18 protein-coding genes, 1 pseudogene and 1 riboswitch are annotated in these 19,435 nt (G+C 39.0%); of the genes and pseudogenes, 12 read left to right on the forward strand and 7 right to left on the reverse strand.

Features of this window, described 5'->3' with window-relative positions; genetic code table 11:
* Window positions 1-64 precede the first annotated feature (64 nt).
* From hutU to APS80_RS06685, 7 genes and pseudogenes are all read left to right on the forward strand, one after another.
* Window positions 65-1,726 carry a urocanate hydratase gene (hutU, locus tag APS80_RS06655; protein ID WP_059107496.1) on the forward strand — a complete coding sequence of 554 codons (1,662 nt, stop codon included), beginning with the start codon at window positions 65-67 and terminating at the stop codon, window positions 1,724-1,726.
* Window positions 1,726-2,958, forward strand: a complete 1,233-nt coding sequence (hutI, locus tag APS80_RS06660; protein ID WP_059107497.1) for an imidazolonepropionase — start codon at window positions 1,726-1,728, stop codon at window positions 2,956-2,958. The genes hutU and hutI overlap by 1 nt, the downstream gene beginning before the upstream one ends.
* A gap of 166 nt (window positions 2,959-3,124) precedes the next feature.
* Window positions 3,125-4,246, forward strand: a complete 1,122-nt coding sequence (locus APS80_RS06665; RefSeq protein ID WP_059107498.1) for an amidohydrolase — start codon at window positions 3,125-3,127, stop codon at window positions 4,244-4,246.
* Window positions 4,247-4,324: 78 nt separating this feature from the next.
* The gene (locus APS80_RS06670) at window positions 4,325-5,206 is read left to right on the forward strand and encodes an SDR family oxidoreductase (RefSeq protein ID WP_059107499.1); all 882 of its coding nucleotides are present in this window, start codon (window positions 4,325-4,327) and stop codon (window positions 5,204-5,206) included.
* Window positions 5,207-5,404: 198 nt separating this feature from the next.
* Window positions 5,405-5,833, forward strand: a complete 429-nt coding sequence (locus tag APS80_RS06675) for a hypothetical protein (RefSeq protein WP_059107500.1) — start codon at window positions 5,405-5,407, stop codon at window positions 5,831-5,833.
* A 208-nt stretch (window positions 5,834-6,041) separates the two neighbouring features.
* Window positions 6,042-6,141: riboswitch (SAM riboswitch) on the forward strand.
* A gap of 55 nt (window positions 6,142-6,196) precedes the next feature.
* Window positions 6,197-7,522 (forward strand): annotated as a pseudogene (locus APS80_RS06680) (Na+/H+ antiporter NhaC family protein); the annotation flags it as partial.
* Window positions 7,523-7,677: 155 nt separating this feature from the next.
* A complete protein-coding gene (locus APS80_RS06685; protein WP_059107502.1) occupies window positions 7,678-8,193 on the forward strand; it encodes an SRPBCC family protein in 516 nt (171 codons plus the stop codon).
* An 81-nt stretch (window positions 8,194-8,274) separates the two neighbouring features.
* On the opposite strand, the gene APS80_RS06690 is transcribed toward APS80_RS06685, so the two are convergent.
* On the reverse strand, window positions 8,275-9,036 hold the full coding sequence (locus APS80_RS06690) for a MurR/RpiR family transcriptional regulator (protein WP_059107503.1): 762 nt from the start codon (window positions 9,034-9,036) through the stop codon (window positions 8,275-8,277).
* Between the two features lie 224 nt (window positions 9,037-9,260).
* Between APS80_RS06690 and APS80_RS06695 the strand changes: the two genes are divergently transcribed.
* On the forward strand, window positions 9,261-10,868 hold the full coding sequence (locus APS80_RS06695) for an alpha-glucoside-specific PTS transporter subunit IIBC (RefSeq protein ID WP_059107504.1): 1,608 nt from the start codon (window positions 9,261-9,263) through the stop codon (window positions 10,866-10,868).
* A gap of 114 nt (window positions 10,869-10,982) precedes the next feature.
* Here the strand turns inward: APS80_RS06695 and APS80_RS06700 are convergent, their stop codons facing one another.
* Window positions 10,983-11,513: a hypothetical protein gene (locus APS80_RS06700; RefSeq protein WP_059107505.1), complete on the reverse strand. Its 531-nt coding sequence runs from the start codon at window positions 11,511-11,513 to the stop codon at window positions 10,983-10,985.
* Window positions 11,514-11,764: 251 nt separating this feature from the next.
* Here APS80_RS06700 and APS80_RS06705 point away from each other — a divergent pair, with 251 nt between their 5' ends.
* From APS80_RS06705 to APS80_RS06715, 3 genes are all read left to right on the forward strand, one after another.
* Window positions 11,765-12,688, forward strand: coding sequence for a bile acid:sodium symporter family protein (locus tag APS80_RS06705; protein WP_059107506.1), 924 nt, complete (start codon window positions 11,765-11,767; stop codon window positions 12,686-12,688).
* 102 nt (window positions 12,689-12,790) lie between these two features.
* Window positions 12,791-13,435 (forward strand): HAD family hydrolase, encoded by a 645-nt coding sequence (locus tag APS80_RS06710; protein ID WP_059107628.1) that lies wholly within the window; start codon window positions 12,791-12,793, stop codon window positions 13,433-13,435.
* Between the two features lie 2 nt (window positions 13,436-13,437).
* Complete coding sequence (locus tag APS80_RS06715) at window positions 13,438-13,629, forward strand: hypothetical protein (protein WP_059107507.1); 192 nt, start codon at window positions 13,438-13,440, stop codon at window positions 13,627-13,629.
* A gap of 131 nt (window positions 13,630-13,760) precedes the next feature.
* On the opposite strand, the gene APS80_RS06720 is transcribed toward APS80_RS06715, so the two are convergent.
* Both APS80_RS06720 and APS80_RS06725 read right to left on the reverse strand, forming a co-directional pair.
* Entirely contained in the window at window positions 13,761-13,949 is a 189-nt protein-coding gene (locus APS80_RS06720; RefSeq protein ID WP_059107508.1) for a hypothetical protein, read from the reverse strand.
* Entirely contained in the window at window positions 13,946-14,305 is a 360-nt protein-coding gene (locus APS80_RS06725) for a hypothetical protein (protein WP_059107509.1), read from the reverse strand. Before APS80_RS06725 ends, APS80_RS06720 begins: the two co-directional genes overlap by 4 nt.
* A 430-nt stretch (window positions 14,306-14,735) precedes the next feature.
* On the opposite strand from APS80_RS06725, the gene APS80_RS06730 reads away from it, so the two are divergent.
* On the forward strand, window positions 14,736-16,124 hold the full coding sequence (locus APS80_RS06730) for an amino acid permease (protein ID WP_059107510.1): 1,389 nt from the start codon (window positions 14,736-14,738) through the stop codon (window positions 16,122-16,124).
* A gap of 58 nt (window positions 16,125-16,182) precedes the next feature.
* Here APS80_RS06730 and APS80_RS06735 read toward each other — a convergent pair whose 3' ends face one another.
* The 3 genes from APS80_RS06735 to murQ are packed head-to-tail and all read right to left on the reverse strand — an operon-like array spanning window position 16,183 to window position 19,435.
* A complete protein-coding gene (locus tag APS80_RS06735; RefSeq protein WP_059107511.1) occupies window positions 16,183-17,058 on the reverse strand; it encodes a MurR/RpiR family transcriptional regulator in 876 nt (291 codons plus the stop codon).
* A complete protein-coding gene (locus APS80_RS06740; RefSeq protein ID WP_059107512.1) occupies window positions 17,055-18,509 on the reverse strand; it encodes a PTS transporter subunit EIIC in 1,455 nt (484 codons plus the stop codon). The genes APS80_RS06735 and APS80_RS06740 overlap by 4 nt, the downstream gene beginning before the upstream one ends.
* Window positions 18,510-18,544: 35 nt before the next feature.
* Window positions 18,545-19,435 carry an N-acetylmuramic acid 6-phosphate etherase gene (gene murQ / locus APS80_RS06745; protein WP_059107513.1) on the reverse strand — a complete coding sequence of 297 codons (891 nt, stop codon included), beginning with the start codon at window positions 19,433-19,435 and terminating at the stop codon, window positions 18,545-18,547.

Below are 19,435 nucleotides of genomic sequence, written 5' to 3' on the forward strand. Positions count from 1 at the left end.
AGTTTTAACAGTAAAATGATGGATGAAATTGACTAACTATTTAAAAAATAAGGAGCGAAGGGTAATGCGAAACATTAAAGCGAAAAAAGGTTATGAATTAGAATGTAAAGGTTGGGAACAAGAAGCAGTACTACGCATGTTATATAACAACTTAGATCCAGAAGTGGCTGAACGTCCTGAAGATTTAGTGGTTTATGGAGGTATTGGTAAAGCAGCACGTAACTGGGAAGCATTCGAAGCAATCGAACGTACGTTGAGAGAGTTAGAAGCAGATGAAACGATGCTCGTGCAATCCGGTAAACCTGTAGCCGTATTTAAAACACACGAAGAAGCACCACGTGTGTTAATTTCAAATTCAGTTCTTGTACCAGAATGGGCCAATTGGGATCATTTTAACGAACTCGATAAAAAAGGGTTAATGATGTATGGACAAATGACAGCAGGTAGCTGGATTTATATCGGTTCTCAAGGGATTGTACAAGGCACGTTCGAAACGTTTGCTGAATTAGCCAACCAACATTTTGATGGGAAATTAAACGGCACAGTCACACTCACAGCAGGTCTCGGTGGTATGGGTGGTGCACAACCGCTCGCAGTCACGATGAACGGTGGGGTAGTCATTGGTGTCGATGTGGATGAATCACGTATCGATAAACGTATCGAAACAAGCTATTGTGATGTGAAAACACATGATTTAGATGAAGCATTACGTTTAGCTGGAGAAGCTCGTGATAAAGGTGAACCTTTATCAATTGGACTTGTAGGTAATGCGGTTGATACGCACCGTGCGATCATTGACAAAGGATTCAAAATTGATATCGTTACTGATCAAACAAGTGCGCATGACCCATTAAACGGTTATGTACCAGTAGGTTATAGTGTCGAAGAAGCTAAAGCATTCCGTGAAAGCGATCCAGCGCAATATGTAAAAGAATCCGAAGCTTCAATGGCGAAACATGTCGAATTAATGCTTGAGTTACAACAGTTAGGTGCTGTGGCATTTGACTACGGTAACAACATCCGCCAAGTTGCGTATAATAATGGTGTTGAAAATGCATTTGATTTCCCTGGTTTCGTACCGGCTTATATTCGACCATTATTCTGTGAAGGTAAAGGTCCATTCCGTTTTGCAGCGTTAAGTGGTGATCCGAAAGATATTCAACGTGCAGATGAAGAAATGAGAAAATTATTCCCAGAAAATGAAAAACTAAATCGTTGGCTTGATTTAGCTGAAGAAAAAATCGCATTCCAAGGTTTACCATCTCGTATTGCATGGCTCGGCTATGGCGAAAGAGAAAAAATGGGATTAGCGTTAAATCGTCTCGTACGTGAAGGTGAAATTTCAGCACCTATCGTGATTGGACGTGACCATTTAGATTCAGGTTCAGTTGCGAGTCCTAACCGTGAAACTGAAGGTATGAAAGACGGCTCTGATGCAGTAGGAGACTGGGCCGTATTAAACGCATTGATAAATACTGCAGCAGGTGGTTCATGGATTTCATTCCACCATGGTGGCGGTGTAGGTATGGGTTATTCACTTCATGCTGGTATGGTCGTCGTCGCAGATGGTTCTGAACGTGCAGATCGACGTCTTGGAAGAGTATTAACGACAGATCCGGGTATGGGTGTAGTAAGACATGCGGATGCAGGTTACGAATCAGCCATTAAAGTGGCAAAAGAAAAAGGTATTAAAATTCCAATGATTACAGAGAAAGGTGATAAATAATGAACGATTTAATCATTCAAAATATCGGACAACTGCTTCTACCTAAAGCGACAGATAAACCGTTAAAAGGAAAAGAATTAGATGAACTCAACATCGTAGAAAATGGTACTGTTGTCATTAATGATGGCAAGATCGTTTATGCTGGACCTTACACAGATGAATATGAAGCACAATCTGTCATTGATGGTTATGGAAAAGTCGTATCACCTTCACTGATAGATGCGCATACGCACCTCGTATTCGGTGGATCAAGAGAACACGAAATGGCTTTAAAACGACAAGGTGCCGATTATTTAGAAGTTCTTGAAGGGGGTGGCGGTATCTTATCTACTGTTGAAGCTACACGCCAAGCGTCAGAAGAAGCGCTCTTTAACCAAGCAGCGAAAAACTTAACAACGATGATTCAACACGGCGTCCTTGCGGTGGAAAGTAAAAGTGGCTATGGACTCAACCACGAAAATGAACTTAAACAGCTCCGCGTATCACGCCGTCTCGCAGATCGCTTTAACTTAGATATGAAACATACATTCTTAGGACCGCATGCAGTGCCTAAAGAAGCGGAATCTAATGAAGCCTTCTTGCAGCAAATGATCGATTTATTACCAGAAATGAAAGATTATGCTGATTTCGCAGACATCTTTTGTGAAACAGGCGTCTTCTCTGTAGAAGAGTCTAAACGTTACATGCAAGCAGCGAAAGAACAAGGCTTTAAAGTGAAAATACATGCAGATGAAATCGATCCTTTAGGTGGTCTTGGTTTAGCGATTGATGAAGGTGCAATTACAGGGGATCACCTCGTCGCTTCAAGCGAAGAAGATAAAGCTAAATTGAGCGACAGTGATACGATTGCAGTGTTGTTACCAGGCACAACTTTCTACTTAGGCAAAGAAGATTACGCAGATGCACGGGGTATGTTAGACAACAATGGTGCGATTGTGATTGCGACTGACTTTAACCCAGGTAGTTGTGTGACGAATAACCTTCAACTCGTGATGTCTATCGCTTCATTAAAATTAAAACTTTCAGCGAATGAAGTATGGAACGCAGTCACAGTAAACGCTGCAAAAGCGATGGATATCGATGGTGGTACATTAAATGAAGGCGATAAAGCCAATCTCGTATTATGGGATGCGCCAAATCATGAATATATTTTATATCATTACGGTGTGAACCATGCTGAAAAAGTCATCCATCATGGACAAGTTCGTGTAGATAATCATTTAGAACTTTAATTTAAGATAGTAAATGAGTGAACACCGAAACGCTCTGACTGCGTGAGCTTCTTTGAATAGAAGCCGAGTAGTCGGAGTGTTTTTATACATAATAAACAACTTAGTTGTTGCCACCCATTAGCTTGTCGTGCATATAATAGGGTGAGTGTTAGAAAGGATGTTGGATATGGTTCAAACAGAAGATTTAGTGAAATGGAGACGGATATTTCATCAATATCCAGAATTGTCCGAACATGAATTTGAAACCACGAAGCGCATTAAAGAAATTCTCGAATTATATGATATACACATATTAGATTTACCTCTCAAGACGGGTCTCGTAGCTGAAATAGGGCGAGGCGATGAGTTTGTAGCAGTGTGTTCAGATATTGATGCACTACCCATTCGTGAGCAAGTGACACACGCGTTCACCTCCCAACAGGACGGTGTCATGCACGCATGTGGACATGATATTCACATGGCAAGCATTCTTGGTACAGCGATTAAATTGAAACAAATCGAAGACCAATTACCTGGGCGTGTACGCTTTATTTTTCAACCTGCTGAAGAATTAGGTTATGGCGCAAGCTATATTACTGAAACAGGTGCTGTTGACGGTGCGAAAGCAGTCGTCGGCTTTCATAATTTACCTTCATTGAATGTAGGAGAATTTGCGATTAAATCAGGACCGATAACTGCAGCAGTCGATCGATTTGAATTTAACATTAGAGGAAAAGGTGCTCATGCTGCAAAACCAGAACAAGGAAATGATCCAGTCATTGTATTAGGGCAATTGATCACAAGCATACAATCTATCGTGAGTCGAAATATCTCTGCCTTTGATTCAGCAGTCGTGACGATTGGTGAAGCACGTTCAGGGAATACATGGAATGTCATCGCGGATGAAGGTTACGTGCAAGGAACGGTTCGTAGCTTTGATGAAACGATACGTCAACGTGTTGAAACACGATTACAACAGATCGCAGATGGATTATCTGCTACATTTGATGTTGAAATTGAGTTGAATTATGAACGTTTGCCTGGTGCAGTGAAGAATGATGAAGCATTAACTGAAGAAGCAATCAAAGCAGCAAAACAAGTGGGATATAAAGTGACGGAGTTAGATCAAACGCTCACGATTGGCGAAGACTTTTCGGGTTATTCTGACTTGTATCCAAGTGTCTTTGCACTGATAGGTTCACAAAGTACGCATGATTTACATCATCCAAGGTTCGATCCAGATGAACAAATTTTAGACAAAGTACCAGATTATTTTGTCACATTGGTTCAACAGCTATTAGCAAAATAAATTTTTCATCCTATGTATATGACCACAGTATTATTGGGTATGTCTAAACTATAAACAGTTTAAATAGGAGTGATCAATATGGGTAATCAAGATCCAAGAACAAAATATTCAAGTGAAGATATTCCTGAACAAGAACAACCGGTACCTGGATTACAAAGTAAATTAGATCCTCAACCTGATTGTGGTGAGACTTCATATAAAGGCAATGGACGTTTAACAGATTATAAAATGCTCGTAACAGGTGGCGATTCAGCTATCGGTCGTGCTGCAGCGATTGGTTATGCGAAAGAAGGCGCAGATGTTGCGATTAACTATTTACCTGCAGAACAAGAAGACGCAGAAGATGTGAAAAAAGTGATTGAAGCTGCGGGTCGAAAAGCAGTGCTCATCCCTGGTGATTTACGCGATGAACAATTCAATTACGACTTAGTAGAACAAGCGTACAATGAACTTGGTGGTTTAGATAACGTCACTATGGTTGCAGGACATCAACAATATCACGATGATATTCATGGTTTTGATACAGATTCATTTAAAGAAACATTCGAAACAAATGTTTATCCTATCTTCTGGACTGTTCAAAAAGCATTAGAATATCTACAACCGGGCGCAACAATTACAACAACTTCATCTGTACAAGGTTTCTTACCTAAACCATTACTTCATGACTATGCAGCTTCAAAAGCAGCCATTGTTTCACTTACTAAAAGTTTAGCAACAGAATTAAGTGAAAAAGGTATTCGCGTGAACTGCATCGCCCCAGGTCCATTCTGGTCACCACTACAAATTTCTGGTGGACAACCAACAAGTAAAATTCCTAAATTCGGTCAAAACTCACAAATCGGCCGTCCAGGTCAGCCAGTAGAATTAATTGGTGCTTATGTGCACTTAGCAAGTGAAGAATCTAGCTTCACAACAGGCCAAGTATACGGTGTAACAGGTGGTTCACAAATCAACTAAGTGTTAGTGAACATCTAATAAAAGTGATTTGAATAGATCAGCTGCATCTCTGTATAGAGGTGCATTTTTTTAATGTTTAAATTTCTTAAATTGTTATGTTCATTTTTTAATTAAAAAATTAATTATTATAAAGCTAAAGAGGAAAGCATGGTATAATATAAGGAAAATAAAGCTGCATGAAAGCGAGGAGTTATGTTTGTGAAGCACAAAAATCATAAAATAATACTGTTTATTATATTGATTGCTGTTATTTTAATCATGTCTGTGGTAAGACCTCTTTGGATACAAATAGTGTTAAATATAACGCTTTGGTTAGTCTATAGTGCAATAGAATTCAGTGATTTACGTCAGCAAATTAAATCGAATGATATAAAATTGTCTCCTCTATTATCCGTAATTATTTTTGGAACGAGTCGTTTAATCGGTGGCGTGGCTATTGTGATGTTAACGATGACTGCAAGTATCGACTCTGGTTATCAAGATACGTGGGTTCCTTGGATAGGTTTTTTATGTATGTTCATCTTTCTACTCATAAATACTTATTTTGTAAGTAAGAACACTGATAACGAAATAGCTTCAGAGCAACGTTCAATATCTAAAAAACGCATAACTCAATTTATATCATAGCCCTTGTTGTACTTATTCCATCCGTGATTCTTACTCTAACAGGTGTAACAATATCAAGTCATTTTCTTTTAGTAAGTGGGATCGCCTTACTTATAATAGAGGTGATTGGTTTTATCATCCTTGAACGTTATTTTGTAGTGGTAAAAGATAATGAATAGTCATTGACCCATAATGAAATATGTTGTAACGTTATTACAAACAATTTTATAACTTATCAAGAGAAGTGGAGGGACTGGCCCAATGAAACTTCGGCAACATGGTTAAGCGTGTGCCAATTCCAGAAGCATGTCAGTGCTTGAAGATAAGAATGAAGCGGAATAGTTAACTCTTTTCTTCAGTTATCGATGACGAAGAAAAGAGTTTTTTAATTTATATAGGAAAGTTGGCGAAACTATGGAGGAGACAAAGAAAAGTAATGCATGGGCGCTATTTCCCTTACTCGCTTTTGTGTTGCTGTTTTTAGGTATTGGGATCGTCACAGGCGATTTCTCGACTATGCCGTTAAATGTAGCGATTACCATTGCCGTCATTATCGGCTTATTACTTAATCGAAAAGAAAAATTTGTACATAAGGTTGAGGTGTTTACGCGTGGTGCAGGTGAATCGAACATCATATTAATGGTGTTGATCTTCTTACTCGCCGGAGCATTTTCACAAACGACAGAAGACATGGGTGGCGTGACTTCGACAGTTAATTTAGGTCTATCACTCATTCCACAGAATTTACTTATCGTCGGTCTCTTTGTCATTTGTATGTTTGTGTCTATCTCTATGGGTACATCTGTCGGAACGGTCGCAGCGATTGCACCGGTAGGCTTTGGACTTAGTGAAGCGACTGATGTTTCTGCTGCCATTACGATGGCAACTGTTGTTGGTGGTTCCATGTTCGGTGATAATCTCTCTATGATATCTGATACGACCATCGCTGCAGTACGGACACAAAAAACGAAAATGAGTGATAAATTTAAAGTCAACTTTCGTATTGTTTTACCAGGGGCGCTCATCTCTATTATCGTCATTTGGCTGTTGACTCATAGTGCCCACGTCGATCATACGAAGAGCTATGATTTTAACTTTATTAAAGTTATTCCGTATCTCTTTGTGCTCATCTTAGCTATCGTCGGAATTAACGTCATTATCGTACTTTTAGGTGGAACATTATTATCAGGAATCATCGGTTTAATCGATGGTTCATTTAACTGGAAAGAACTGTTGCAATCTATATCAGAAGGAATCATCGGCATGGAAGACATTGCCATTATAGCCATCCTCATCGGTGGTTTAGTTTCACTGATTCAACATAATGGCGGAATCAATTGGCTGCTTAATTTTGTACGGAGTAAAGTGAAATCCAAACGCGGGGCAGAGTTCGGTATTGCGAGCTTAGTCAGTGTGGCAGATATTTCAACAGCGAATAATACGATTTCTATCTTGATGTCAGGTCCATTAGCGAAGGATATCTCAGATGAGTATAAGATTGACCCAAGAAAATCAGCCAGTTTACTCGATATCTTTGGTGGCTGTTTCCAAGGTTTATTACCTTATAGTCCACAACTGATTGCGGCAGCTGGCGTCGCAAGCATTTCTCCATTTGAACTCGTACCTTATAGTATTTATCCGATCGTTCTTGGTCTATCTGGTATCGTTGCGATTCTGTTCGGTTTACCGCGTTTAAAACCACGTAAATAAGTGTTAGTCTTTAAAAACAAAGCGAGCCAACTTTTTGTCATAGTCGGATCGTATGCCTATGTTCACTTTATCTACTTGTTAAAAGTAAATACTTATAGTTTAGCAACAGCTTATAATGCGTTAAAATAGAACTAATATGAAAGTAGGTGACATACGTGGCAAAATATAATATAGAAGACGAAAATATCGAAATTAATTTAGAACGCCTGTTCAAACAACCATCCGAAGACGTATATCGTGCATGGACAGAAGAAGCGTTTTTAAAACAATGGTTCATGACAACAGAAAGAACCAATCAATCGATCAAATTAGATATCGACGATAATGGATCGTATGAAATTGTCGATCAAATTAACGGTAAACGCAATCTCGTTAAAGGTCAATTTTTAACATTATCACCATTTGAATATATAGAAATGACTGTAGGCATGCCTGAAATTAGTGATGATGAAGATAAAATTGAAGTGGAAATTTTTGAAAGAGAACCTGGCGTAACGCAAATGAATGTCACATATATCGCGTTATTACCAAAAGAACGCCGCCTATCAACATTAGAATATAAACAGAAGAAAAAAGAATATCATGATTCCACGAAACACGGATTTGAAATCATGTTTGATCGCATGCAACAAGCGTTGATCGACGAAGAACAAGAGGACGATTTCTCTTAAGCTTGGTTAATGTGATTCTATATACTTAAAGCCTTATCATTACGGACTGCCGCTCTATTGGCGTTCGAATGGTAAGGCTTTTTATTGTAGTTCTCCATTTTCAATGCGTCGATTATAATGACGCAATACGGTTTCAAAGAAGATGTGGTAATTGATAAAACTAGAATAGTCCGTTCCATCATTTAAATAGAATGTATTACTAGAGACGTAAATATTATAGTCTGCTTTTTGCGCGAGCGTATTGTCTTTCAAAGTTGTGATCGACATAAAGTATTTTTGGCGTAATTGGAGCAAGTTTGTTATTTCAGGGAGTTGTGGTGATTCCCCTGAAAGAGAAATAACGAAAAATAAATCCTGGTCTGTCGCTTTATTTAAAACCATTTTAAGTTCGTGTACGTCATGTAGCACGATGATGTTTTTATGCATCGTTAACAAGATCCGTTGCGCTTCTTCTGCGACATTCATCTGTGCTAAGCCTGTTCCATAGAGATAAACCGTTTCAGCTTCGTGTATTTTATCTGTCACGAGATCATAGTCTACGCGATCTAAATAGTTAAATGTATTTTCAATTTCTTGTTTAAAACTTTCTATTAAATCTGTGGACTGTTCATGCTGATGCGCACTTTCAAATTTGAGGTACGATTTAAAGTCGCTGAAACCATCAAATCCCAGTTTACGTGTAAAGCGATGAATGGATGCATTTGACGTGTGGGTCTGTCTAGCTAATTCTTGAATCTTCATCGATTTACAAGCTTCAAGATGCGTATTGATAAAATGAGCGATATGTAAGTCATTTTCATTTAACGCATTAAAATGTGTGTTTACACGTTGATCTAGTATCATGGTGCCACCTCCTCAGTGTTGTTGAAAATATTTTCAACATTTGAAAATATAATCTAATTATACAAAAGGTTTCTGAATGGCGTCAAACAGTTGTAGTAATGTAAACGCTTACGGTAGCATGATAGTTAAATGATGCGTTGTCAATGACACACTGTCATCTTGTTTTACCGAAGAGGATGGCATTGTGGTTAAAGAGGGAAGACGCTGAGGAGGAGAAAACGGAAATGAATGCGATTAAACGATTTGGGAGTGCAATGATTGTTCCCGTACTCATGTTTGCATTTTTTGGGATTGTATTAGGGTTTGCGACTTTATTTAAGAACCCATCAATCATGGGCAGCATTGCGAATGAAGGCACAACATGGTTCAAAGTATGGTCAGTCATAGAGAGTGGTGGCTGGACCATCTTCACACGTATGGAAGTAGTGTTTGCGGTTGGATTGCCTCTATCTTTAGCTAAAAAAGCACCAGGACATGCTGCATTAGCTGCTTTAATGGGCTACCTCATGTTCAACACGTTTGTAAATGCGATTTTGACACAATGGCCACACACATTTGGGGCGAACCTCGAAAAAGGGGTAGAAAACGTCACAGGTCTAAAAGCTATTGCGGGTATCGAAACATTAGATACGAATATTCTCGGAGCAATTATTATATCTGGTATTGTGACGTGGATACATAATCGATTTTACAGTAAGAAGTTACCTGAAATGCTAGGCGTATTTTCAGGCCTTACATTCGTCGTGACGATCTCATTCTTTGTGATGTTAGTATTAGCGGTCATCACTTGTATGATTTGGCCGACGATTCAAAATGGGATTTCATCTTTACAAGGCTTTATCATCGGTTCAGGTTATGTCGGCGTGTGGTTATACCACTTCTTAGAACGTGTATTGATCCCGACAGGCTTACATCACTTTATTTATGCACCGATCGAGGTTGGCCCTGTCATTGTGAACCATGGCCTAAAAGCAGAGTGGTTTAAGCATATTAACGAATTCGCAAGTAGCGCGAAAGCGTTAAAAGAACAATTCCCTTATGGCTTCATGTTACAAGGTAACGGGAAAGTATTTGGTGCAATAGGGATCGCATTAGCGATGTATGCGACGACACCAAGTGAAAATAAAAAGAAAATTGCAGCACTTTTGATACCTGCGACGTTAACAGCTGTCGTCGTTGGGATCACGGAACCATTAGAATTTACGTTCCTATTTATCGCACCTTACCTATTTGTTATTCATGCTTTACTTGCAGCGACAATGGATACCTTGATGTACGGTTTTGGACTCGTGGGTAACTTTGGGGGTGGACTGTTAGACTTCATCGCTACGAACTGGATTCCGCTCGGTCAAAATCACTGGCTCACATACGTGATTCAAGTTGGTATTGGTTTAGCGTTCACAGTCATTTACTTCTTCTTATTTAGATTTTTAATTGTGAAGTTTGATATTCCACTGCCTGGTCGTAAAAAAGATACCGAAGACGTTAAATTATTTAATAAAAATGACTATAAAACGAAAAAAGGACAACAAGATCAAGATAAAAATGCTCAAGCAACGACTGGCAATGAGTACGAAGATAAAGCGCAATATTATTTAGCGGGTTTAGGCGGTAAAGATAATATCGTCGACGTGACGAACTGTACGACACGTTTACGTTTAACCGTGAACGATATCGATCAAGTTGAAGAGAGTGATTATTTCACGAGAGATCAAATGGCACACGGACTTGTTAAAAGCGGTAAAAATGTACAAGTCGTTGTGGGTATGAGTGTACCTCAGGTAAGAGAAGCATTTGAAGCGCTCGTGAATGAGGAAGAAGATAAAGAGTAACTGTTGTTTAAAATACACGATATAAAAAGCTGAGACATGAAGTTGTCTCAGCTTTTATTAATTGCATATATGGATTAATCGATAGCCCAACTTGACGCAAAGGCAACCTCATTTCTATGAAATATGCGCTTTACTCAATACACTGCAGCAATGATAAGCAGCTAAAATATCGATATGATGTGTAGCAAGGCAGCGAATTAAAGTCGCAAAAGTAGATGGCGTACAAGTGACATCCATTCTATTTTTGTGGAATATGTAGTTGAGCTCTTCTCGATGCTCGATCATATTTACGATATCGATGATTTTATCTTTGATAAATAAATCATTGAGTCCGTCAATACGTATAGAAAAATGTTTAGAAGATTGACTTAACTGTTCTGGATCAATGATGGTATTGTTACGTGTAGTATCAAGAATTTGGTAAATTGTATAGTTATGGAAGCTTAAAAAGCTAATGATATAAGGTAATTCTCGCTTAGGAATGGTAATCTCCAACACATAGATGTTATTTATATTTCGTATGGCTGCTTGAACCGGATCACAAAATTCAATCTGTTTACATAATTTGGATAGGCGTTTACGTGTCGCACGTTTATTTAAATGAGCCATGTTTAACTGATATGTCTCTGTTTTATCTATAAACATCTTATACCTCCTAAGTCTAAAAAATGGAACACGTGTGGATTTTCGTATGTGACTTGCATGATATTTTTACACGTTTTAAGTTCAATTAAATTGTACCATGCTTTCACCGACATTTCACTAGGTCTATGGAATGAAGTTGAAAAAATATTGAATCAATCAAAAGAAAAATGTGAATTATTTGAATAGTGTTATTGTTTATATACTATAAATATGCTAGCTTATTATTAATATCAATTGAAAGGAGTGACATGATGTTATCTAGAATCAGTCAATTTGCAACGAATACCTTCTTAGTATGGATGCTTGTCGCTGCTTTGTTAGGTTTTTTATTTCCAAGTCTATTATCTCAATTAGGTGGATGGGTGCCATATTTACTTGGTATCGTAATGTTAGGGATGGGGCTCTCCATTAAACCCGAAGATTTCAAAATCGTCGTCCAAGCACCAAGGGCAGTATTGATCGGCGTGATATTACAATATACGATTATGCCAATTACCGCGTTTTTATTAGCTATCATTTTTCAACTGCCAGATAAATTAGCTGTCGGTGTGATACTTGTTGGTTGTTGTCCAGGTGGAACATCGAGTAACGTGATGAGTTATCTCGCAAAAGCAAATGTCGCTCTATCTGTTGCGATCACAACAGTTTCTACATTGTTGGCGCCAATATTAACACCATTACTTATTTTTGTGTTTGCACATCAATGGTTACAAGTGTCATTTATCGATATGTTATTGTCAGTCGTGAAAGTGATTTTAGTGCCAATCTTGCTCGGGCTGATCATTCAAAAAGTGGCACGACCCGTAGCTGAGAAGTCTGCTGAAGCGTTACCGATTGTTTCGGTCATTGCCATTTCACTCATTTTAGCTGCTGTCGTAGCAGGTAGTAAAACAGTGATTTTAACATCTGGGTTATTAATATTCCTCATCGTCATTTTACATAATGTAACGGGTTATAGTTTAGGTTATCTATGTGCGAAAATATTGAGATTAAACTATTCTGATAAGAAAGCCGTTTCTATAGAAGTAGGCATGCAAAATTCCGGACTCGCCGTTTCTTTAGCTACAGCGCATATTAGTCCATTTGCCGCATTACCTGGCGCAGTATTCAGCTTTATTCATAATATTTCGGGACCTATATTGGCGCGCTATTGGGCAGGAAAAGAAGGCAGATAAGATAGGCGCATTCTCATCTATATGTTACACTGAGCACAATGTTCGTAATGAGAAATATATCGACAATCGATGAACAACATAACAGAGAAAGAAGGTGAAGCAATGTATCGAGCAGTCATTTTCTACTTCGATGGCACACTGATTGATAGTGAAACACACTTATTTGAGGTCATGAATAAACAGTTAATCAAATACGGGGCAGAACCTGTGTCGAAAGCATTTTACCAACGTTCCATTGGCGGAGCAGCAGAAGAGCTTCAAGATTACTTGACGCAAGCGTTAGGAGAAGAGAAAAAAGCTGAAATATATGATATTCACCATAAAACGATGGATGAATTACCGCTTAGAACGGGTATAGAAAAGTTGTTGCAACAGTTAAAACAACACCATATCCCTATGGCGATTGCGACGAGTAGTTATGCGAAGGATATTGAAGCGGCTTATCGATCATTAGGGCTAGACCAATACATAGATGTAATGATTGGAAGAGAAGCTGTTTCAGAAGTTAAACCCAATCCTGAGCCCTATTTAACAGCGGTTCAAGCACTTCATTTCAGTCCTGAACATTGTTTGGCACTCGAAGATTCAATCAATGGAGCGACGGCCGCTATGCGAGCGGGACTTGATGTGATTGTAAACACGAACCTGATTACTGAGAGTCAAGACTTTAGTGACATCACGTATTTAGCAAAAGAAGTACCAGCTTCAGACATATTTGAAAAATATATCCGACAAGGGAAGGAATAAAGATGAATGGTTATATCATACTCTTTTTTCTAGCGGGACCTATTATTTTAGCAGTGAGTAATTTAGTACTCGGTCCTTTATCCAAAAAAGGGATTCCGTTTCGCATTCATTTTCGCGCATTTATGATCAGTTCAGTGATTTATTTATTATGCGCGGGCTTACTTTATTACTTTGTATTACGCCATCAATTTTGAATAGCGAAGGAATCGAAGCAGTAAAAGGGGATTCTATTAATTTTATTTAAAATAACGCATTAAAAGTGGGACAGAAACGTTCGTGTTTCTGTCCCACTTGTATGTAAATGAGCTTGTGTAGCATCATTGCATTAATGTTGAACAATGTTAAAAATCAACGTCACAACAATGAGCACGAGTAAAATCGCATCTACACCAAACATCAATTTCGCACGTTTATTATTTTCACCATTTGCTTGTGCTTCTTTCATCACTTTATAATTTGGAATCATGCTTAGTAGAAGTAACACAAGAATGATTAAACCGATAACGATCGTCATTTGTTATCCTCTCCTCGTTTAGATTTAACGATCCATTCCCATATATATCCAGCTATTATACCGACGATTAAACCGACAATAATGCCGGTTTTCATAAAATCAAATATTGCACCTACGATCATGCCAATCAGTAATGCTACAGGAATCGCAATTCCCATACGTATTTTACGTTCTGGCGTATTCATCATAGAAAATAATGTGAAATACAATAAGCCAAAAACGACCATCGCTAAAATTGATTTTCCGAAAACTGGCCAAAACGCTGCATCATCTTGCGTAAAGTAGTTCAGCAAGAAGAACAGGATACCGATAATGATTGATAGTACAACGGTGCGTGACAATAAATGTTTTTGCATATAATCTTCCTTTAATGTAGCTTATTAAAATTATATCATATCTCACAAGTGCGGCGACAATCAAACCCATAAGTTCATGATGTACAGACTTTCAGCCTTGCCACAGCACCATAGTGTTATTTTTCAATAAAAGAATCGTAAGCTTATTATGCTTACTTACAATAAAGCAATAAGTGAAGTTATAAGTAAAAGTGCACTAAATTTACTTTGCATTTTGCCTGCGAATAACATACAATTGAAAACAGTTATGAAAGCCTTTACATATAGTTTTAAAACTAATTATTTCAATTTTTCGAAAACGTCGTATCATAACTTATAAATTATTAAACAAAGATGGGGAGAAATGGGCTTCAATTCTCATGTGTGACATGAACGACAACTAATAAGAGGATTTCATAGAATTATCATGATGAGAGAAAGGGTTTGAATTATGAGTGAGAATAACGAATTAAAAAGGGGATTAAGTGCGCGTCAGATGCGTATGATTGCGCTCGGAGGAACAATCGGTGTTGGATTGTTTATGGGTGCGACAAGTACGATTAAGTGGACAGGACCGTCAGTTATTTTTGCGTATTTAATCGCAGGACTATTTATCTTCTTGGTCATGCGTGCGATGGGTGAAATGGTTTATGTGCATCCAACGACAGGTTCTTTTGCTTCATTTGCTAGCGACTATATCCACCCTGTAGCAGGATACTTAACAGCATGGAGTAATATATTCCAATGGATTGTTGTAGGGATGAGTGAAGTCATTGCCGTAGGTGAGTATATGAATTACTGGTTCCCTGATTTACCTCAGTGGATTCCAGGTGTCATTGTCGTCTTACTCTTACTCGCAGCGAACTTAACTTCCGTTAAAGCATTCGGGGAATTTGAATTTTGGTTTGCGATGATTAAAGTCGTAACGATCATCTTAATGATCATCGCAGGATTTGGATTAATCTTCTTCGGCCTCGGTAATGGTGGAGAAGCGATTGGTCTCTCTAACTTATGGGAGCACGGTGGTTTCTTACCTAATGGCTGGATAGGTTTCTTCTTTGCACTTTCAATCGTTATCGGATCTTATCAAGGTGTGGAATTAATCGGTATCACTGCGGGTGAAACGAAAGATCCACATAAAAACATCAAATCAGCAGTCAATGGTGTAATTTGGCGTATCCTAATTTTCTACATCGGTGCAATCTTTGTCATCGTAACGGTTTATCCTTGGGATGAGCTCGGTAGCATTGGTAGCCCGTTTGTTGCGACATTTGCGAAAGTCGGTATTACGTTTGCTGCAGGTTTCATTAACTTCGTTGTGTTAACAGCAGCGATGTCAGGATGTAACTCAGGTATCTTTAGTGCGAGTCGTATGACATATACGTTAGCGAACTATGGCCAATTACCTAAATTCTTCACACGTGTGATGAAAAATGGTGTACCGTTTTATGCTGTATTAGCTATCGGTACGGGTATCTTAATCGGTGCATTATTAAATGTGATCTTACCGTTATTCATTGAAGGTGCTGAGAGCGTCTTTGTATACGTCTATAGTGCATCAATCTTACCTGGTATGGTGCCATGGTTTATGATTTTAATTAGTCATTTGAAATTCAGAAAAAATCATCCAGAAGAAGTGGAGGGCCATCCATTTAAAATGCCAGGTGGCGCATTCACAAACTATCTCACAATGGCATTCTTTATCATGGTATTAATCGGCATGTTATTTAATAAGGAAACAGTTGTTTCTGTAGTGATTGGCTTTATCTTCCTAGGCTTTATGACTGCATTTTATTTCTTAAAAGGCTATCACAAATTAGATGATAAAAAACAAATATAAACTAAAAAACCGCTATGTAAGGTAAGGCACCTTGCATAGCGGTTTTTATGTTGATTGATTAGTGTTTGTAGTAAATATTAGATAAATGTTTGTGGTAATTTCCGAGTGATAGTTTAGATTGTGTAATCGTATCGAGTGCAGTCCGGAAATTCAGCGCGATGTAGCGATAGAATAACACGTCGATGATGAACAGTTGCGCAAACATGGATGTTGTCGCAGCCATACGAAAGTCATTTTCATCTGTAGGGCCGTGTACTAATGTCACATCTGACAACTCTGCAATAGGATTTTCATCGTTGCTAGAGATTGTCACCATCGGAATATGGTGGTCATTTGCGACACGCGCCATAGATAGTAATTCACTGTGTTCTCCTCGATTTGTAATAAAGATGATACAGTCACGTGCATCATGAGATGACAACGTCACTGTAAATAGATGTGTTTCTGTGATGAGTCGCACATTAATGCCTAAACGCGTTAATTTTTGGTATAAATCTGTCGCAACAATTGCTGAAGAACCATATCCAAATAAGAAGATGGTTCTGGAAGCCTTGATCATGTCGTAGATATAATCCACTTTGAGGGGATCCACGTATTCAGACACCGTGTCGACGGTCCGTTTCACACGAGAAACCATTTTCGAAGTGAGTGATTCCACCGATTCATTGCTCGAGATTTCTAAGCGGTTGTTTTGTGTGGCATGCTCAGGAATATAGTGAGAAATCGAATTTTGTAATTCGCGATAACCGCCATCTGTTACTTTTTTAAGAAAACGAGCGATCGAAGTAGGACTCGTATCTGTCGCTTTTGATAAGTCGATCGCTGTCATATTAATCACACGGTGTGGTGCGTTTAAGATATAATCTGCAATTTTCTGCTCACTATGCGTAAAATTGTTATATTCTTGACCTATAGTATAAAGTATATTTTTCATGATTGACCGCCTAGCGTATCAGATTGTCGCATTGCTTTCGTCGTGCCAAAGAAATAGGTGAATAAGAAGCCGCCTGCATAAGCCGCTAGTAATCCAGCGATGTAACCTAAATATTGATGATGTGCAATTAATGGTAATAAAGAAACACCACTCGGGCCAATGGCAATCGCACCAATATGACCAATACCAGCGATAACCGCACCACCGATACCGCCCCCGATACATGCGGTAATGAATGGGCGTCCTAACGGTAAAGTGACTCCGTAAATAAGTGGTTCACCAATACCGAGTATGCCGACTGGAAGTGCACCTTTAAGGATTTCACGCAACGTCGTATTTTTACGACAGCGTACCCATAATGCTAATGCGGCACCGACTTGTCCAGCACCTGCCATCGCAGCAATAGGTAATAAATAAGTTGCGCCTGTTTGGTTGATCATTTCGACGTGAATTGGTGTGAAGATATGATGCAATCCTAACATGACGAGTGGTAGGAAGAATGCACCAATAATAAAGCCGCTGAAGACGCCACCAATATCGATGACCCAGTTCACTACATAGACGAGTCCGTCAGAGACGAAACCTGCTAAAGGCATGATAATAAATATAGTTAATAAACCAATACACAATAATGAAATCGTCGGTGTAACGATAATGTCAATCGCATTGGGTACGACTTTATGTAATCGTTTTTCAACTAAGCTTAATAACCAAACTGCAAAGATGACGCCGATGATACCACCTTGACCAGGTTGTAATGCATCGCCGGTGAAAATGTTCATGATGACATTTTTATCATCGACACCGGTGAGTAAGGTTGTACCGCCGATGACCCCACCTAAACCTGGTGTAGCACCGAATTCTTTAGCGGCATTAATACCAGTAAAGATTGCTAAATATGCGAGCATTCCATCTTTAATGACGTTTAATACGGTTACCAGTTGGGTCACCCAATCTGCCGTGATGACTTGCGCTGATAACATGTTGTCTAATATGGCACCAATACCCCCAATCAATCCAGCACCGATAAATGCAGGGATTAACGGGATGAAAATGTTTGCGATACTACGCAAAACGCGACTCACTGGGCCACGTTTATGTTTTTGTTGGAACTTTTCTTTTTGAGTTTGTGCATGTGCTTCGGCTGTGGCTTTATAGTCGTGTTGTTTGGTCATCTGTTCAGGTATTTCTTCACCGAGTGGGGCACCGCTCTCTTCAGTGATAGCATTTGCGACCTTTGTCACGACCCCAGGACCTAAAACGATTTGAAGTTGTTCGTCCTCAACAACGCCTAACACACCTTTAATTTGTCTCAACGTTTGATAGTCTACTAAGGATTGATCTTTAACTTTGATTCGAATGCGTGTCAAACAATTGATGACACTGTCCATGTTATTTACACCACCGACAGCATCGATAATTTGATGCGCAAGGGTTTGTTCTTTCGTCATAAAATGCCTCCTCGACATATGTTCTGTTACACGATTTAGTTGTCTTTGAGCGCTGCTTTGATTTTTCCATGATGCGCTGTGAGACGCTGTCTAGCCTCATTGGCAGAACAGTCACGCATATGCATCACAATCGCAACTTTTAAATCATGGTTTGCAGCTTCATATAAATCTTGAGCTTCTGTTTGTGAGACCTCACATATTTCTTCAATAATATGAACGGCACGTTGTACCAATTTTTGATTCGTAGGCTTAACGTCGACCATCAAATTATCATAGACTTTTCCAGCACCCACCATAGTTAACGTTGAAATCATGTTTAAGATCATCTTCTGTGCAGAACCTGCTTTTAAGCGTGTGGAACCTGTTAGAACTTCTGGCCCTACAGGTATTTCCAATGGATATTGCGCAAGCTTGCCTATAGAAGTATCTTGATTACATGCAATCGCAACTGTGTAAGCGCCTACATCATTAGCAAAGTTTAATCCACCGACAACATATGGCGTCTGACCACTCGCAGCAATACCTATGACGACGTCTTCAGGTTCTAAGTGAAGGTCTTTTAAATCAGCAGCGCCTTGTGATGGGTCATCTTCAGCACCTTCGACAGCTTCTTTCATGGCTGAAGGTCCGCCTGCGATGAGACCAATAACCTGGTCATGGCTGACATTAAAGGTAGGTACGCATTCCACAGCATCAAGTACACCTAAACGACCACTTGTACCAGCCCCCATATAGATAATGCGACCGCCAGCATTAAATTGTTGTGTGGTCATTTTAATGATTTCAGTCAGTGTCTGTAAGTGTTCAGAGATTAAACTGGGTACTAATTGGTCTTCAAGATTCATCACTTTCAATGCGTCGTAGATTGACATTTCATCTAGATGCATCGTTGCACGATTTCTCGCTTCTGTTGTTAATTTTTTCAT

Origin of the sequence: Staphylococcus auricularis (assembly GCF_001500315.1) — a bacterium.
GTDB lineage: Bacteria > Bacillota > Bacilli > Staphylococcales > Staphylococcaceae > Staphylococcus > Staphylococcus auricularis.

Coding starts and splice junctions, on each gene's coding strand:
- APS80_RS06695 (WP_059107504.1), top strand. CDS start 9,261: ATGAATGCGATTAAACGATTTGGGAGTGCAATGATTGTTCCCGTACTC.
- APS80_RS06740 (WP_059107512.1), bottom strand. CDS start 18,509: ATGACGAAAGAACAAACCCTTGCGCATCAAATTATCGATGCTGTCGGT.
- APS80_RS06710 (WP_059107628.1), top strand. CDS start 12,791: ATGTATCGAGCAGTCATTTTCTACTTCGATGGCACACTGATTGATAGT.
- APS80_RS06730 (WP_059107510.1), top strand. CDS start 14,736: ATGAGTGAGAATAACGAATTAAAAAGGGGATTAAGTGCGCGTCAGATG.
- APS80_RS06705 (WP_059107506.1), top strand. CDS start 11,765: ATGTTATCTAGAATCAGTCAATTTGCAACGAATACCTTCTTAGTATGG.
- hutI (WP_059107497.1), top strand. CDS start 1,726: ATGAACGATTTAATCATTCAAAATATCGGACAACTGCTTCTACCTAAA.
- APS80_RS06665 (WP_059107498.1), top strand. CDS start 3,125: ATGGTTCAAACAGAAGATTTAGTGAAATGGAGACGGATATTTCATCAA.
- APS80_RS06670 (WP_059107499.1), top strand. CDS start 4,325: ATGGGTAATCAAGATCCAAGAACAAAATATTCAAGTGAAGATATTCCT.
- APS80_RS06690 (WP_059107503.1), bottom strand. CDS start 9,036: ATGATACTAGATCAACGTGTAAACACACATTTTAATGCGTTAAATGAA.
- APS80_RS06715 (WP_059107507.1), top strand. CDS start 13,438: ATGAATGGTTATATCATACTCTTTTTTCTAGCGGGACCTATTATTTTA.
- murQ (WP_059107513.1), bottom strand. CDS start 19,435: ATGAAAAAATTAACAACAGAAGCGAGAAATCGTGCAACGATGCATCTA.
- APS80_RS06700 (WP_059107505.1), bottom strand. CDS start 11,513: ATGTTTATAGATAAAACAGAGACATATCAGTTAAACATGGCTCATTTA.
- APS80_RS06735 (WP_059107511.1), bottom strand. CDS start 17,058: ATGAAAAATATACTTTATACTATAGGTCAAGAATATAACAATTTTACG.
- APS80_RS06725 (WP_059107509.1), bottom strand. CDS start 14,305: ATGCAAAAACATTTATTGTCACGCACCGTTGTACTATCAATCATTATC.
- hutU (WP_059107496.1), top strand. CDS start 65: ATGCGAAACATTAAAGCGAAAAAAGGTTATGAATTAGAATGTAAAGGT.
- APS80_RS06720 (WP_059107508.1), bottom strand. CDS start 13,949: ATGACGATCGTTATCGGTTTAATCATTCTTGTGTTACTTCTACTAAGC.